Annotated in this window: 17 protein-coding genes; 14 read left to right on the top strand and 3 right to left on the bottom strand. The window is 37.8% G+C overall.

The window, feature by feature from the left end; genetic code table 11:
* Positions 1-28 precede the first annotated feature (28 nt).
* The 7 genes from ACH3O9_RS09915 (at position 29) to ACH3O9_RS09885 (ending at position 5,911) form a co-directional block, all read left to right on the top strand.
* The gene (locus tag ACH3O9_RS09915; protein WP_416439933.1) at positions 29-1,363 is read left to right on the top strand and encodes a sodium:solute symporter; all 1,335 of its coding nucleotides are present in this window, start codon (positions 29-31) and stop codon (positions 1,361-1,363) included.
* Positions 1,348-2,175, top strand: coding sequence for a metallophosphoesterase family protein (locus ACH3O9_RS09910; RefSeq protein WP_416439931.1), 828 nt, complete (start codon positions 1,348-1,350; stop codon positions 2,173-2,175). The genes ACH3O9_RS09915 and ACH3O9_RS09910 overlap by 16 nt, the downstream gene beginning before the upstream one ends.
* 2 nt (positions 2,176-2,177) lie before the next feature.
* A complete protein-coding gene (locus ACH3O9_RS09905; protein ID WP_416439929.1) occupies positions 2,178-2,666 on the top strand; it encodes a rhodanese-like domain-containing protein in 489 nt (162 codons plus the stop codon).
* Between the two features lie 5 nt (positions 2,667-2,671).
* A complete protein-coding gene (locus ACH3O9_RS09900) occupies positions 2,672-3,301 on the top strand; it encodes a TIGR04282 family arsenosugar biosynthesis glycosyltransferase (RefSeq protein ID WP_416439927.1) in 630 nt (209 codons plus the stop codon).
* Positions 3,298-4,110, top strand: coding sequence for a purine-nucleoside phosphorylase (locus ACH3O9_RS09895; protein ID WP_416439925.1), 813 nt, complete (start codon positions 3,298-3,300; stop codon positions 4,108-4,110). Before ACH3O9_RS09900 ends, ACH3O9_RS09895 begins: the two co-directional genes overlap by 4 nt.
* Positions 4,111-4,304: 194 nt before the next feature.
* The gene (locus ACH3O9_RS09890) at positions 4,305-5,105 is read left to right on the top strand and encodes a DUF547 domain-containing protein (protein ID WP_416439923.1); all 801 of its coding nucleotides are present in this window, start codon (positions 4,305-4,307) and stop codon (positions 5,103-5,105) included.
* A gap of 44 nt (positions 5,106-5,149) precedes the next feature.
* A complete protein-coding gene (locus tag ACH3O9_RS09885) occupies positions 5,150-5,911 on the top strand; it encodes a TIGR04283 family arsenosugar biosynthesis glycosyltransferase (RefSeq protein ID WP_416439921.1) in 762 nt (253 codons plus the stop codon).
* Here ACH3O9_RS09885 and ACH3O9_RS09880 read toward each other — a convergent pair whose 3' ends face one another.
* Both ACH3O9_RS09880 and ACH3O9_RS09875 read right to left on the bottom strand, forming a co-directional pair.
* On the bottom strand, positions 5,912-6,067 hold the full coding sequence (locus ACH3O9_RS09880) for a YqaE/Pmp3 family membrane protein (protein WP_416439919.1): 156 nt from the start codon (positions 6,065-6,067) through the stop codon (positions 5,912-5,914).
* Positions 6,068-6,169: 102 nt separating this feature from the next.
* Entirely contained in the window at positions 6,170-7,102 is a 933-nt protein-coding gene (locus ACH3O9_RS09875) for a glycoside hydrolase family 113 (RefSeq protein ID WP_416439917.1), read from the bottom strand.
* Positions 7,103-7,330: 228 nt separating this feature from the next.
* On the opposite strand from ACH3O9_RS09875, the gene ACH3O9_RS09870 reads away from it, so the two are divergent.
* The 7 genes from ACH3O9_RS09870 to ACH3O9_RS09840 all read left to right on the top strand — a co-directional run bounded on the left by ACH3O9_RS09870 (position 7,331) and on the right by ACH3O9_RS09840 (position 15,856).
* Positions 7,331-8,632, top strand: a complete 1,302-nt coding sequence (locus ACH3O9_RS09870) for an NAD(P)/FAD-dependent oxidoreductase (protein WP_416439915.1) — start codon at positions 7,331-7,333, stop codon at positions 8,630-8,632.
* A gap of 9 nt (positions 8,633-8,641) precedes the next feature.
* Positions 8,642-10,549, top strand: a complete 1,908-nt coding sequence (locus tag ACH3O9_RS09865) for a 4Fe-4S binding protein (protein ID WP_416439913.1) — start codon at positions 8,642-8,644, stop codon at positions 10,547-10,549.
* Between the two features lie 303 nt (positions 10,550-10,852).
* Entirely contained in the window at positions 10,853-11,161 is a 309-nt protein-coding gene (locus ACH3O9_RS09860; RefSeq protein WP_416439911.1) for a GIY-YIG nuclease family protein, read from the top strand.
* Between the two features lie 522 nt (positions 11,162-11,683).
* Positions 11,684-12,079 (top strand): DoxX family protein, encoded by a 396-nt coding sequence (locus ACH3O9_RS09855; protein WP_416439909.1) that lies wholly within the window; start codon positions 11,684-11,686, stop codon positions 12,077-12,079.
* A 129-nt stretch (positions 12,080-12,208) separates the two neighbouring features.
* Positions 12,209-12,901 (top strand): glycosyltransferase family 2 protein, encoded by a 693-nt coding sequence (locus ACH3O9_RS09850; RefSeq protein WP_416439907.1) that lies wholly within the window; start codon positions 12,209-12,211, stop codon positions 12,899-12,901.
* Positions 12,901-14,370, top strand: a complete 1,470-nt coding sequence (locus ACH3O9_RS09845; protein ID WP_416439905.1) for a cellulose synthase family protein — start codon at positions 12,901-12,903, stop codon at positions 14,368-14,370. The genes ACH3O9_RS09850 and ACH3O9_RS09845 overlap by 1 nt, the downstream gene beginning before the upstream one ends.
* Before the next feature lie 97 nt (positions 14,371-14,467).
* Positions 14,468-15,856 carry a glycosyltransferase 87 family protein gene (locus ACH3O9_RS09840; RefSeq protein WP_416439903.1) on the top strand — a complete coding sequence of 463 codons (1,389 nt, stop codon included), beginning with the start codon at positions 14,468-14,470 and terminating at the stop codon, positions 15,854-15,856.
* 3 nt (positions 15,857-15,859) lie between these two features.
* On the opposite strand, the gene era is transcribed toward ACH3O9_RS09840, so the two are convergent.
* Positions 15,860-16,777, bottom strand: a complete 918-nt coding sequence (gene era, locus ACH3O9_RS09835) for a GTPase Era (protein ID WP_416439901.1) — start codon at positions 16,775-16,777, stop codon at positions 15,860-15,862.
* Positions 16,778-17,000 lie beyond the last annotated feature (223 nt).

Here is a 17,000-nt window from a genome sequence, read left to right as displayed (position 1 = left end):
TCGGGTAAAAAACAGCAAAAACTAACTAATGAGCATACAAATCTGGCAATGGATATTGGTAATAGGATCTAGTTTGATCTTGTTTTTCCTTTCGCCATTAGCAAAAACAACATCAGAATTTTTTAAAGCTGAACACAACAAAAAAGCGCCCAATGCTTTTATGCTTACCGGGAGTTTAATTATCTCTTGGATTTTTGCAAAAAGCATTACAAATGCCGCAAATCTTGGTCTTGATTTTGGGATTGTAGGCGGTGTCGCTTACGCTGGTTATTATCTTTCATTTGCCGTTGCAGGGGTCTTGATTTACCAAATGCGAAAACATGGCGGTTTTAAAAGTATTCATGAATTTCTTACCAGCAGATTTGGTCGCGGCGCGATGGCGCTATTTTCTGTTCTTATTGCGATACGTTTATTTAATGAAGTCTGGAGTAACACCTTAGTTATAGGGACATATTTTGGTGATCGCGGAACGATGCCCTTTTACAGCTCAATTTTAGTTTTTACGCTGCTCACTTTGGCCTATACTTTAAAAGGCGGGTTAAGCAGTTCGATTTTTACAGATATGATTCAGATGGGATTATTTGCTGTCCTGCTAATCGTCATTTTATGGAATATTTTTTCAACCGGTCACTTTACACCTGCAGAAGCTGTGACTTCGGGAACGTGGAGTTGGGAGTTGGGCGTAAATTTATTTCTCGCTGCGCTGCTTCAGTCTTTCAGTTACCCTTTTCATGATCCTGTATTGACAGATCGCGGATTTATAAGTTCGCCTAAGGTTACTCTCAAAAGTTTTCTTTGGGCAAGTGTTTTAGGCGGTTTGTGCATTGTGCTTTTCAGCTTGATTGGCGTCTATGCAAAAAGTCAGGGCATGAACGGTCAGGCAGCCGTAGAAGTGGGAAAAGCTTTTGGTATTATAGTACTTCTGGTAATCAACTTTATTATGATAACCTCAGCGGCTTCAACGCTTGATTCTACTTTTTCTTCCTTTTCAAAACTGCTTGCGATAGATTTAAAACTGAGTAAAAACCTCACGTTTGGGCGGCTTTCTATGGCATTATTGGCGATTTTAGGCACAATTCCGGCGTTTTCTGATGTGGAAATTCTTTCAGCCACGACTATTTCAGGAACGATGGTTATTGGTTTAACGCCTGTGTTTTTATTTTGGCGAAAGCCTGCTCCCAAAAGCAGTTTTTATTTGAGCGTTATTTGCGGACTCGTTTTTGGCTTCTTGCTCGTTTTTGAAATATTTCCAAAAAATCTTATTTACACCGAAGGAAAATATGCAGATCTGCTCTGGGTTAATGTATGGGGAATTGCCAGTTGCATAATTTTATACCTGATACCTACATGGATAAAAAAATAGAAAATATAGGACACCTTTCTGGCAAGGTTTTACTTTTTGGCGGCGTTTACAGCAATTTACAAGCGCTGGAAAAACTAAAAAATATAGCCGAAAATCTAGGCATTTTACCCGAAAATTGCCTCTCTACGGGAGATATTGTGGGCTACTGCGCTCAGCCGGAAGAAACCGTTCAACTTTTTAAAATCTGGGGAGTGAGAAGTATTGCGGGCAATGTGGAAATACAATTGCGGGAAGGCGCAGAAGATTGTGGTTGTGACTTTAGAAAAGGTTCACGCTGCGACGGTTTCTCACAACTTTGGTATCCTTTCGCGCAAAGCAAACTCAGTAAAAGTTCGCTGAATTTTTTACAGACGCTTCCAGATCATATCGAGTTTGAATATTCCGGCAAAAAGGTGACGATCGTTCATGGTTCTTACTTTAATATTTCTGAGTTTATCTTCAAATCAACTCCCTGGGAAGTGAAAGCTCCCAACTTTGAAGAGACTAAAAGTGATGTGATTATCGCCGGTCATTGCGGACTTCCATTTTCGCAAAAGCGAAATGAGAATTTATGGCTTAATCCCGGTGTGATAGGTATGCCGGCAAATGATGGTACTTCGAGCGTTTGGTATGCAATTCTTGATGACAGCACAAACAATTTTGAATTGACCCATCACGCCATGCATTATAATCATGGGCTGGCCAGCAATCTTATGAAAAAGGAAAACCTTCCGCAGGAGTATGCACGTACATTAATTACCGGAATCTGGGATAATACAGAGATTTTACCGGCTTTTGAGAGCGGTTTACAAGGTTTTGGAATTCAATTATAATTATGAGATTATTACTTTTATTTTGCTTCTTTATACTTTCTATAAATGTATTTGCCCAAAAATCTATAGACGTACTTTTAAGCCACTACAACACCAGAAGCGTGCCTTATATTTCTGTTCAGGAATTAAGAATGCAACCTGATAAATATCTCATTCTTGACACCAGAAAACGGGAAGAATTTGATGTAAGTCATATTCCGGGAGCAATCTGGGTTGGCGAAAAAACCCATGAAAACCAGCTAAAATCGCTTATTTCTAACAAAAATCAGCCAATAATAGTTTATTGCACTGTGGGCATACGTAGTGAGGATTTTGGCAAAAAAATGGAGAAAATGAATTTTGCCCCTATAAATAATCTGTACGGTGGTATTTTTGCCTGGAAAGACGCCGGGTTTCCTGTGATTGACAGCACCGGCAACAAAACCGAACGAGTTCATATTTTTGCCAGACATTGGGGAAAATATCTGGAAACCAGAACTAAAGTTTATTAGATCTTATGGTAAACCATTCAACAGATTCACTGCTTATAATTTTTACACGCAACCCGGAATTGGGCAAGTGCAAAACACGTCTGGCTGCGACAACCGGTGATGAAAGCGCTCTTGAGATTTATAAATTTTTACTTCAGCATACAGTCGCGATCACCAAAGATCTTGAAGTTGATAAGCAGGTTTATTATTCGGTAAAAGTGCGGGAAAATGATATTTGGGATTCTAAAGTTTACACCAAAAAGCAACAACAGGGAGAAGATCTAGGCTTGCGAATGAATCATGCTTTTAAACAAGCTTTTGATGCGGGTTTTGAAAAAGTGATCATAATAGGAAGTGATATGTATGACCTTACGCAGCAAGATATTGAACTGGCTTTTAAAGAATTAGGAAATCATGATTCTGTTATAGGTCCCGCAGAAGACGGCGGCTATTATTTATTCGGAATGAAATTCTTAAATTCATCTGTTTTTCTAAATAAAAAGTGGGGCACAGATACCGTTCTTGCTGAAACTTTAGAAGATCTTAAGAATGAAAATATAAAACAACTGGAGTTGCGCAACGATGTAGATTATTATGAAGATATCAAAGACATTGAAGCGTTTAAAAAATTCCTTCCAAAGCATTTAATTCAATGAAGAAATACATAGAAGAATCGGCAGCATTTATTAGAGAAAGAGGTTTTGAAGCCCCAGAAATAGGAATAATTCTGGGTACAGGTCTTGGCCAGCTTGTAGACAAACTGGAAATTATAAGTACCGTTAGTTATAATCACATCCCTAATTTCCCTACAGCAACGGTAGAATTTCACAAAGGGAAATTAATTTATGGGACGCTGGGCGGCAAGAAAGTCGTGGTCATGCAAGGTCGTTTTCATATTTATGAAGGTTACACATTGCGCGATGTAAGTTATCCTGTGCGTGTGATGCATGAATTAGGAATTAAAAAATTACTGGTTTCTAATGCAGCAGGAGCAATTAATCTTGATTTTAAAAAAGGAGAGATCATGCTTATTGAAGATCACATAAATCTTCAGGGAAGTTCGCCACTTGCTTTTAGAGGTGTTGAGAAAATGGGCACTCGCTTTGTTGATATGAGCAGTCCTTATGATAAAGAGATGTCACAGATCATAAGAGATGTGGCAAAAAGTAATGACATACAACTTCATGAAGGAGTTTATGCTTCTGTTGTAGGACCGCAACTGGAAACACGCGCAGAATATCGTTACCTAAAAGTTATAGGCGCAGATGCTGTAGGTATGAGTACAGTGCCGGAGGTTATCGTGGCAAATCACTTAGGTTTACCCGTTGCAGCGGTTTCTGTTCTTACAGATGAATGTGATCCCAATAATCTGGAACCGGTAGACATCAATGATATTATGGCAAACGCCGCTAAAGCTGAGCCTAATATGATCACACTTTTTACAGAATTGATCAAAAAACTCTAAGAAATAAGAGATTTTAAAATCTGTAAAACGATTAATATTTTGTTATATCGGGCCTGCGGTAAATCCGGCTGGCCTTTTTGTTTCGTAGATACATTGAAGAACAATAATCTAAAAACGCTAAAATTTAGCGTTCAGGATGTTAAGGCAAAAGCTTATTATAGCGAAAGGCCTTACCTTTTAAAAAACTACAATAAATGAAACTTTCAGCTAAAATTTTATTCTTTTCAATAATAGCATGCAACTTACAAAGCTGTAATCTTTTGTCTGCAGCTGGTGTTAGCAGTCAGGGGCAACCTACAAAATCTGTAGAAACCCAGTTAACCTCAACGACGGCAAATTCTGCAATAAATATTGATCATAGTGAGTGGACAGATTTACTTCAAAAGCACGTTAACAATACCGGTTATGTAGATTATGAAGGATTTAAAAATGATCGTGTCGCTCTAGATAAATACCTCAACAAATTAACTTCTCTCGATCCTGATAATGATTGGTCTGTACAAGAGCTTCTAGCCTACTACATCAATTTATACAACGCAAACACAGTAAAATTAATACTCGATAACTACCCGACTAAAAGTATAAAAGATATAAAAGGTGCTTTCACTAAAGGTTTTATTCCTATAAATAATCGCGAACTTTCTTTAGGCGGATTAGAAAACGGAATCCTGCGAAAAATGAACGAACCCAGAATACATTTCGCTATTAACTGCGCATCTGTTTCATGCCCTAAATTGCTTAATGAAGCCTATACAGCTGCTAAAATTAATGAGCAACTGGATATGGTGACTAAAGAGTTTATCAATTCTGACAAGAACGATATTAGCGCAAGCAATCCTAAAGTTTCTTCCATTTTTGACTGGTACGCAAAAGACTTTAAAACCGATAAAACTCCTACTGTTGTAGATTTTATAAACCAATATTCTAATACCAAAATTAAAAGCGGTACTAGGTTGCAATACAAAGATTATAACTGGAATCTAAACAAACAGTAAAAGTTCGCCACAGCGGAAAACAGAAATATTTGTATGTTTAGTTTATGATTAGCATTATCGTACCCGTACTGAATGAGGCGGAGAATCTGCCAAGATTGATCTCTCATTTATCAGCAAAAACTTCAGACAATTCAAACCTGTCTGAAGTTGTATTAGTTGATGGCGGCAGTATTGATGGCACTCAAAACATCGCCTATAGATTATCAAAAAACTATCCTTACCTTAATCTTACGCTGGTCTCATCTGCAAAAGGGCGGGCAAAACAAATGAATACCGGAGCAAAAGAAGCTTCAGGCTCAATTCTTTATTTTTTGCATGCAGATTCTTTCCCACCACAGGATTATGATAGGTATATAATTGAAGAGGTAAACAAGGGTAATGCTGCGGGTTGTTTCCGTATGAAATTTAACAGCAATCACTGGTGGTTAAAGTTGGCTGGTTGGTTAACTCAATTCAACTGGCGTGCATGCAGAGGCGGTGATCAGAGTCAGTTCATAACCAAAGATCTATTTAATGAAATAGGTGGTTATGATGAAAGTTACATCATTTATGAAGACAATATCCTGATAAATGAACTTTTCGCTCGCAAGCAGTTTGTTGTTATACCACAATGGATCATTTCATCCTCTAGATTATATGATAATAATGGGATATGGTACGTTCAATATCATTTCTGGATGATATACGTAAAAAAATGGATGGGTGCGAGTCCTAATGAACTGTTCAGCTATTATTGCAAAAACCTGAAAAGAAGTAAAGTACAAACTACACCATCTAATCAGGTTGAAATCTTAACTGATAAATAATTACTTACTATTTACATAGAAGGCATGAACCACACCTGGTAACCATCCTAAAAGTGTAAGCAAAATATTGATAAATAGCGCTCCTGAAATACCATGCTTTAAAGCAACAGCAACGGGAGGCAGTAATATTGAAAGTATAATTGTAAGAATTGACATAAATTTTGTGTTAGATTTTGAAGCAAATTACAAAGAGCTAAAGCGCTCTATTCCCAAACATCTATTAATTCACAAATCTTTAATATCTTAAAATCGAAAGAGCTAAGGCACTAATGTGTCCTTATATCGCATGCGCAAGTACGTTTCTACGGGCTTATTTTGAGGTGTAAATCTATTATTTAATTCACCGCCCGCATTTAAGTGATCGTGATGCCATTTCCAAACAAAGCCACCGGCAAACCAGGTTTCATCCCAAAATTCATCAAAAAGAGCTTCAATTAAATTTGCCTGCGCTTCCAGATTTGTCCCACCATCTTGCCTAAAACTTTGCCACGGTTCTTTACCTGCAAAATCGACACTTCTATAGCCAAATTCGGTAAAAAGTATGGGTTTATCGTGCTTCCGCGAAAGCGATTTTAGCATAGATTTATGAGGAGTCCAGCCTTTTCTAGCCTCAGCAACCGTGGGCGTTTTAGATTCAGCCACCGGAAAATACGCATCTACGCCTATATAATCTAACTCATCCCAGAATGGGAATTTATCTACTTTGTCCCAATTCTCAGCATAAGTCAACTTCCCGGAATATACTTTTCGTACTTTTTTAATTAGTTGCTCCCAGAAAGCAGGGCGCGTGTAGACAAAGTTGTAAAGTTCTGTACCAATGCAGAACAGCTCAACATGATTTTCTTCGGCCAGTTTCACGTAAAGCAAAATAAAATCTTCGTACGACGATTCAAGCTCTTTCCAGTCGGCATCATTTTTCATCAACATATCGCCGGTAAACTCACCACGCCACACCCAGATCTGTGGCTTGATCATCACTGCAATATTATTTTTATGCAATTCCTGAACGTAATTCTCAACTCCACCATAAGTCTCACCATACCACTGCCTGTCTGTGTTGTACATTAACTTAGGGTGATCAAGACTGCGTATAAAACCAAAAGGCATCACAGCAGCATCTGTCGCGCCCAACTTCAATAGCGGATCAATGTGTTCCTGAACGATAGTATCACGAGAGGCCACGTAACTCACTCCTTTAATTTTAAAGGGAACCTTGGTCATGCAACCGCATGCAAACAGCATTAAAAAAATCGCACAAAAAGGCTTAAAAATCGGCTTCATCGGCCTAAAATACGACTAAGAATGGTAATTTTTAGAATTATAAATCAAATCAAGATTCAATATTTAGAGTTAATTTAAATGATGGCTTCTCTTAAGTTCTTAACTTTAAATGCGACTTAATACGCATACTTTATCTACATGGAGCATATCGTCATCATTGGCAACGGGATTTCTGGCGTAACGCTCGCCCGGCACATTCGTAAAAATTCAGATAAACGCATAACAATTATTTCGGCAGAAAGTGATCACTTTTTTTCGAGAACGGCGCTTATGTATGTTTATATGGGTCACATGCGCTGGGAAGATATTAAGCCTTATGAAGACTGGTTCTGGGAGAAAAACAGGATTGAACTCAAAAATGCCTATGTTCAAAAAGTACATACTGCAGCAAAAACGCTTTATTTCGCTCATGGCGAAACTTTTAAATATGACAAACTCGTCATTGCTACAGGTTCTACGACAGCAAGTTTTGGCTGGCCTGGACTTGATCTTAAAGGCGTACAAGGTCTGGTAACAAAGCAGGATCTGGAAGAACTAGAGAAAAACGCACCTAATAATGATGTGTGCAAACATGCTGTGATTATAGGGGGCGGACTCATAGGTGTTGAGCTTGCCGAAATGCTGCACACTCGTAAAATAGGAGTTACTATGCTGGTGCGTGAGCATGCTTTCTGGTCTGGCGTTTTACCCAATGGTGAAGCCGAAATGATTTCGCGCCACATTCTTTCACACGGAATTGATCTAAGGCATAATACCGAACTTGACGAAATACTTGACGATGGAACCGGAAAAGTAGCCGGAATACGCACAAAATCGGGTGAAAAAATAGAATGTCAATTGGTAGGGATCGCGACCGGAGTAAAACCAAATATTGCATTTCTAAAAGATTCAGGTATTGAGACAGAAAGAGGTGTTCTGGTTAATCGCATGCTTGAAACAAATGTGACTGATGTTTACGCGATTGGTGATTGTGCGCAGCAACGTGAACCAATTGGTTTGCGGAAACCGGTAGAAGCTGTTTGGTACACCGGTAGAATGATGGGTGAAACACTTGCTCAAACCATTTGCGGAAAACCATTTGAATACAAACCGGGACATTGGTTTAACAGCGCAAAATTCTTTGATATAGAATATCAAACCTACGGCTGGGTTTCCAGCACTAAAACACTTCGTGAAAACGAGGCTCATTTTCACTGGAAGCATAAAGATGATACCAAATGTATAACCATCGCTTACAATGCAGAAACCGGCGATTTTCTGGGAATAAACACTTTTGGTATACGTATGCGTCACGAAGTAATAGATCATTGGCTCACTGAAAAGCGAGATCTTGATTTTGTTGTAAAAAACTTACCTAAAGCCAACTTTGACCCTGAGTTTTTCAAAGATCATTTTAAAGAAATATATAAATCCTACAAAGGTCAACTGCAAACCGTTTAAAATCTATTTATGGAATATAATGCTGATCCCGTGATGTCTCTGGCGGGAGAACCTCCCAAAGCACTTTCAACTGTACAAAAGATCGCGAGTGCGGTAGGGTTATTAGGTCTTTTTATCCTGGTACTCGCTCTATTCAATGTAGGTTTTCCCAATAAAACCCTGTTCCTTTCTTTGTCATTAGGCATGATCGCTGCGGGAATAATCATTTTTGCAAACGATCTTTATCCCGGTAAGCATGCAGGAATAAAAAACGACGGAGTTTACTTTAAATCGATGACTGCAAAAGGTCTGGCAGCCTGGGCGACGGGGATTCTTCTCACGCTGTTTTATATCGTTCTCTATTGGTTTCCACAATTTTTAGGATTAAATACAGAAGGTGAAAATACCGGCTTGATAGCCTTGTTTGATCCTCTTAGTAAACTGGTTAACGGTGGACCTGCCAGCCAATGGTTCGTATACGGCACTTTGTACACTTTGGCAATCTTGGCATTTGGTTACAAATTCATTTTAAAATATAGGCACAGCAAATACGAGATCATACGCACCTGCTCTGTGATGTTTTTTCAGCTGAGTTTTGCGTTTATACTTCCGGAAATTCTGGTACGGTTAAATCAGCCATACTATGATTTTAAGAATATCTGGCCGCTGAATTATGATCTGTTCGCTGGTTATAGAATTGAAGAATTTTTGAGTTCGGGTGATGTAGGAATGGCAATGCTTATTTTTGGTTTGCTTTCAATTTTTGTGATCACTCCTATTCTTACTTACAAATATGGCAAACGCTGGTATTGTTCCTGGGTTTGTGGTTGTGGTGGCCTTGCCGAAACTGCCGGTGATCCTTACAGACACCTTTCAGATAAACGCCTTTTTGCCTGGAAGATCGAGCGCTGGGTCATACACAGTGTGGTTGTTTTTGTAACCGTAATGACTGTTGCGGTTGTGTATTCTTATCTGGCTCAAAATGATTCTTCGTCCATGTCGCAATACAGCAATCTAGAAGACAAGGTTGTTTTTATGAGCGCGCAGAATAGTGAGGAAACAATTGGAGAGCGTATCGATTCCGCGGAAGAATTTGGTGCTAAAGGTGTTGTTTTTATTAATCAAGAAGATTCCGGTGAACCAATTAAAATTGAAAGGACAGTTCCGTCAAACATTGATTACGCTATAATTTCTGAAGCTGAAAATGAAGAAGCTCTTTCGCAAATAAGAAAGGGAGAACAGGCAACCCTCATCAATCAAAACCCTAACGGGTCAAATTTTGAAGTGGCAGCAAATCAGGAAGTGCAATTTTATGACAATGTCTGGTTAAGCAAGGATCTTTTTGTCTGGTTGGTAATAGGTTTGCTAACCCTGGTTTTTGGCTGGGCGATGATTTACAGAAAAAAGCAACTTGCTAAAGATGCTAAAAAAGGAGCAGTTGCTTATTTCGCAATTGTAATTTCGTTGCTTCTTATATCCTATTTTAGTGGTTTCGGAAAGCTTTTTTTCTTTGATGCGTATCAGCTGCGTTCTGCCTATGGTTTTATAATCGGAGCTATTTTTAGCGGAGTGATTGGGGTAGGCTTCTACCCTATTTTTGGTAATCGGGTTTGGTGTCGTTTTGGTTGCCCAATGGCAGCAATATTGGGTTTTCAGCAGCGATTATTCTCAAAATTTAGAATTACTACAAACGGCGGACAATGTATTTCCTGCGGAAACTGTTCTACCTATTGTGAAATGGGAATCGATGTACGTGCTTACGCTCAAAAAGGTGAAAATATCGTTCGCAGTTCCTGCGTGGGTTGCGGTATTTGTTCAGCTGTTTGCCCAAGAGGAGTTTTGAAATTAGAAAATGATTCCAGAAAAGGCCGCATTAACTCAAATGAAATTCTCTTAGGTAATGATGTGGACCTCATGGATTATGTAAATCAGGATTAGTCTTCGACAAGCTCAGACTGACACTGGTTTTTCATAGTTGTCTAAACTTTGTTTTATCTAAGAAAAGCAATTTGAACCTTAGGATAATCACAAATCAAAGTAAGTTTGTCCTGCTGAGACTGTCGAAGCACGTTCCATATAATAAAATTTTAATAAACCAGAATAGTCTTCGACAAGCTCAGACTGACAGTAGCTTTTCCATAGTCGTGTTATCCCTATGTTTTTTAAATATGATTTGTAACTTTAATATAGTATACAAATTAAAGCTCAAATGTCATGCTGAGCTTGTCGAAGCATTTTACCATGAAATTTTATTACGTTTATATTCTTCTTTGTTCAGACGGTTCTTACTATACAGGGATGACAAATGATCTAGACAGAAGATTGATACAGCACCAATCAGGAAGTAAAAAAGACAGCTATACTTTTTCCCGAAGACCTCTTGAATTAAAATGGCACTTACAATGTGAAAATCCCAAAGAAGCCATTAAAATCGAAAAGCAAATCAAGGGCTGGACACGACGTAAAAAACGTGCTTTAATTGAAGAAAATTGGGATGATTTGGTTGCTTTTTCTAGGAACTATACAGAATATGGTCGTCCAGAAGAATAGTCTTCGACAAGCTCAGACTGACAATCGTTCTCATAGTTGTCTGAACTCTGTTTATTTAAAAAAAGAAATTTAAATCTTTTGATAATCACAAATCAAAATGTTTGTCCCGCTGAGCTTGTCGAAGCGCATTTCAAAAGTAAAATCAACGTGAAGCAAGATTGTCTTGGACAAGCTCAGACTGACAATCGTTTTCATAGTTGTGATTATTAAAACAGAACCTAATAATAAAATAGCTCACAAATTAATACCCTTCTGTCATGCTGAGCTTGTCGAAGCACGTTTCAAAAGTAAAATCAACATGAAGCAAGATTGTCTTCGACAAGCTCAGACTGAATGTGGTTTTAAGAATTGTGTTTAGTTCAGGAAAAACTTTTTATTAAAGAATAAAGACAAATCAAAGCTCAAATGTCATGCTGAGTCCATCGAAGCATTATAGAAGCTCCGAATAGTTAATCTTATACAAAAGTCCGGGTTTTCAAATATTCAGGATTTGTAAATAACTAAATTTAAAAGAATTAACTAATGCCTTATTATATGCTCTTTGATCTCTATTCCCTTTCAGATTATGCTCTTCTGGCGCTACGCATTATTGTAGCTATCGTATTTTTCTCAAGTGGCAAAGGCCATATTCAAAAACCGAAAGAACGTGCAGAAAGCATAGGCATGTCACCTACTTTCACCCTTCTCTTAGGTATTGCCGAAGTAACAGGAGCAATTTCAGTTGCCGGGGGAATTTATATTCAGATAGGAGCAGCCTTATTAATTTGCACGATGCTTGGTGCGATCTACAAAAAGATCTTTGTTTGGAAAACTGGTTTTTATGCTGAAAAAGGCTTTGGCTGGCATTACGATCTTATTCTATTGGCAGCAAATCTGGTTTTCATTTCAAATCCCGGAGACCTCTTGATCTATCCTTAATAATTAGTCCTTTCAGAAAACTTTCTCTACTTGTTAGCATAACACCATACATTCGTCTAAGGTTTTACTAATAATGAGCAATACTTAAATAGGTAATTCTATTTTTGCCAAAAATTTAGAAAACCCTCAATGACCCAAAATATTAAAGTTATCATTCCTGCCTTTAACGAGCAGAATTCTATTAGTTTGGTCATTAATGACATTCCCGATATAGTTAGCGAGATCATTGTAGTTAATAATAATTCTACAGACGAAACCGAGGTTAACGCCCGCGATGCAGGAGCTATCGTTCTTAAAGAAGAAAGACCCGGTTATGGGTATGCTTGTTTAAAAGGACTCAGTTACATCGCTTCTCAGGCTATTAAACCAGATATTGTAGTTTTTCTGGATGGTGATTACAGCGATTACCCGGAACAACTTCATGATGTTGTGGCGCCCATTATTAATGAAGATGTTGACCTTGTCATTGGTGCCAGGGTAAAAGAATTAAGAGAACCGGGAAGTATGACTTTTCCGCAGCGGTTTGGTAATAAACTGGCCACAACTCTTATGCGCATTTTCTTCAAATCTAAATTCACAGATCTGGGTCCTTTTAGAGCAATAAAATATGAAAAATTACTTGCTCTTCATATGGAAGACAAAACCTACGGCTGGACGGTAGAAATGCAACTTAAATCTCTACAGCAACGTTTGTCGTATGTAGAAGTACCGGTAAAGTATCGCAACCGCATAGGTGTCTCAAAAGTTTCGGGAACTGTGAAAGGTGCTATCTTTGCAGGAATAAAGATTTTGGGTTGGATTTTCAAGTACACTTTTAAGTAATGGAAACTGCAGTAATAGTTATTTACACGCTTGCCCTTACGCTGATTTTCCTTTACAGCCTTGCCCAGCTTCACCTTCTTTTAAATTATCTAAAAGCCAAAAAAGAAGTAGATAATGCTGAGAAATATGATCTTAATGATCCGGCTCAAATACCGCTGGTAACTGTACAACTTCCTCTTTATAACGAAATGTATGTCGTCGAAAGGCTTCTCGATAATATTGCATTGCTCGATTATCCTAAAGATAAGCTCGAGATCCAGGTGCTTGATGATTCTACAGATAGCTCTGTTTTAAATACCGAAGCAAAGATCAATAAGCTTCAAAAAAGCGGATTAAACATTAAACATATCACCAGAAAAAACAGAACCGGGTTTAAAGCTGGTGCCTTAAAAGAAGGTTTAAAAACAGCTTCTGGCGAATTTATAGCCATTTTTGACGCTGACTTTATGCCGAATCCTGATTGGCTCAAAAAGACAATACCCTATTTTAAAAATGAAAAGATAGGTGTTGTACAAACCCGCTGGGGACATCTCAATAGAAACTACTCTTTACTGACCAAAATTCAGGCTTTTGCGCTCGATTTTCATTTTGTTCTTGAACAAGTTGGTCGCAGTTTTGGGCATCATTTTATCAATTTTAATGGTACGGCTGGCGTATGGCGTAAAACTTGTATTCTAAACGCAGGCAACTGGGAAGGCGATACTTTAACCGAAGATCTTGACCTGAGCTACCGCGCACAACTTAAAAAATGGGAATTTAAATACCTGGAGGAAGTTGAAACTCCGGCCGAACTTCCTGTTGCAATTAGTGCGGCACGCTCGCAGCAATTTAGATGGAATAAGGGTGCAGCAGAGAATTTTCAGAAGTTTTACTGGAAGTTGCTTAAAGATCCTACCGTTTCATTTAAGACAAAATTTCATAGTTTCTTTCATTTGCTTAACAGTAGTATCTTTTTGATTGTTCTGCTTCTGGCTGTACTTAGTGTGCCCGTTCTATACATACAGAATACAAATCCCGTTTTTCAGAATTATCTTGTTGTCGTGGCATTTTTCGCGATAAGCACAATTATATTTTTTGGCGCTTATTGGGTTACTTATAAACGGATTCATGGTGGCGGATTTAAAAATTTTCTGAAATACATTGGTATGTTTTTTACCTTTTTCTCTATCGCGATGGGTTTTAGTGTACATAATTCGCTTGCGGTTTTAGAAGGGCATTTTGGCAAAAAATCTGAATTTATTCGCACGCCAAAATTCAATGTGGATACGGTAAATTCGGTGAGCAAAAACGTTTACCTCAGCCATAAGATCACTGCAAACAATATTATAGAAACACTGCTTTTCTTATATTTTGGCTTTGCGATCTACAGCGCTTTTGTGATCAATAATTACGGAATGTTGCTTTTTCACCTGATGCTTTTTTTCGGATTTGGCTTTGTCGCATTTAAATCGTTATTTGCTAAAGCTTAAAAATTATGCACGTTGCCCGTAGCCCAAATCACGGGTCGTGCTTTTTAAAACTTCAACAATAACGGGTGATTACAGAAAAATTGTAACTCGAAATTCTATGATGCAATTTTTAAAGCAGTTTAAATTATCACTACTTTTTGTTCTCATTACTGCAATATTTTATGGTGTATTTGCCTACGATCTAGCACGCTACGATTTTATAAAACTCATTACTTTATACGGTGCCTTATTCTACGCATCTTTCAAAATTATTCAGCTCTTTAAATGGAATTTGAAAATTTTATTAAGCATTGCTATCCTTTTTAGACTCGTTTTTATCGTTGCTTTACCCAATTTATCACAGGATTATTTTAGGTTTATTTGGGATGGTCGTTTGTTGCTTTCGGGGATAAACCCATATTTAAGCACGCCCAACGAGTGGATTTTAGCCGGTAAATTACCGATTTCTAATGCTTCTGAGCTGATTTTGGGAATGGGCGAACTTAGTGCAAGTCATTTTACTAACTATCCGCCGGTTAATCAATTGCTTTTCGCTTTAGCTTCATTATTAAGTCCTAATGGGATTATGGGAAGCGTAGTCGTTATGCGCATTCTAATCATCGCAGCAGATCTGGGAACTTTATTTTTTGGGAGCAAACTTCTTAAATCGATGAACCTTCCTGAGCACCGTATTTTCTGGTATGTTTTAAATCCGTTTGTGATTATTGAATTTACGGGAAACCTACATTTTGAAGGTGTAATGCTGTTTTTTGTGATTGCTTCTATCTACTTATTATCAAAAAGAAAATGGTTTTGGTCTGCGGTTTTGCTGGGAATTTCGGTTTCTGTAAAGCTGTTACCACTACTCTTTTTACCCCTGTTTTGGCAGATTTTAGCCCCAAAAAAGGAGATAAATACAAGACTGGGTTCGCTTTCGCGAAAAGCTATTCTATTTAATTTTAGATATTACGCAGTGGTTTTGGCCACAGTTGCGCTTTCATTCCTGCCCTTTTTATCAGAAGAATTCTTTTTAAACTTTAGCCAAACAATGGCTTTATGGTTTGCCAAATTTGAATTTAATGCCAGTCTTTTTTACCTCATTAGATGGGTGGGCTTTTTGACCAAAGGCTATGATGTTATTGGAGAATCGGCTTATATTTTGCCGTTTTTAGTGCTCTTTTTCTTGATTTTTATCTCCTTTTTCCGGAAAATCAAATCTATAGAAGAGTTATTTACGGCAATGCTTTTTGGCATCAGTTTTTATTTTTTGCTCGCAACTACGGTTCATCCCTGGTACATCGCTACTCCACTTTTACTTTCGATTTTTACAAAATATCGTTTCCCCATTGTTTGGAGTGCGGTGGTCTTTCTGAGTTATTCTGCTTACAAGCAAAATGTAACCGAAGAAAATTTGTGGCTAGTAGCTTTAGAATATATTGTGGTGATAAGTTATGCTCTATGGGAGCTTACAAAAAACAAGAGTTTAGAATTTCAAAACACAGATTAGAATCTACTTCTTATTATAACCAAAGCGTCTAAGTTCACGCTCGCTGCTGCGCCAGTCTTTATTTACTTTAACATATAGTTCTATATGAACCTGCTTGCCAAAGAAAGCCTCAAGATCTTTACGAGCTTCACTGCCTACACGTTTTAAAGCTGAGCCTTTATGACCTATTATGATACCTTTCTGGCTGTCGCGCTCTACCATGATTATACTGCGCATGCGTATGATATTCTCCTCTTCAAAAAACTCTTCAGTATCTATTTCTACAGAATAAGGGACTTCTTTTTTATAGTGCATGAGAATCTTTTCTCTTATGATCTCATTTACAAAAAAACGTTCAGGCTTGTCTGTTAATGCATCTTTAGGATAAAAAGGAGGTGAAGCTGGCAAACTTTCTAATACGCGATTAAAAACCTCTCTCACACCAAAATTCTCTAAAGCCGAAATAGCAAAAATCTCTGCGTTAGGAACCTTTTCCTGCCATAATGTTCTACTATTCTCAAGTGATTCTTCGTCGCCCTTATCAATCTTATTGATTAGCAAAAGCACAGGAATCTTAGCATTTCTTATTTTCTCTAAAAAAGCTTCATCTTTTAACTCCTGCTCGCCTAACTCTACCATGTAGAGCATCACATCTGCATCTTCAAAAGCAGATTTTACAAAATCCATCATAGATGCCTGTAACTCATACGCCGGCTTTATAATTCCCGGTGTATCACTTAGAATTACCTGAAAGCCATCACCATTTACAATACCTAAAATACGATGGCGCGTAGTTTGTGCTTTTGATGTGATTATAGATAAACGTTCACCCACAAGGGCATTCATAAGGGTAGATTTACCTACATTAGGATTACCTATAATATTTACAAATCCCGCTTTATGCGGAGTATCATTTGATGGTTGTTGTTCTGGACTTTGCACCTCTTTCGCTTTTAGATATAAGATCGTCTACTTAAAATAACAGGTAGAACTTCCCTGCAAAGATACGTTTTCCGTGAACAGTAGATATTAAGTTATGATCGCACTTAATTATCAGTAAAATTATTTAAGCTTTATCATCACACATCAATAAGTTTTCAGGTTAGTGGTTTAAAGTTATACCCAACTACTCGCAGAATTCTAAATGTCATCAATGTGAAAATGA

Origin of the sequence: Leeuwenhoekiella sp. A16, assembly GCF_047946675.1 — a bacterium.
Lineage (GTDB): Bacteria > Bacteroidota > Bacteroidia > Flavobacteriales > Flavobacteriaceae > Leeuwenhoekiella.
This window is presented reverse-complemented; position numbering and strand designations above follow the sequence as displayed.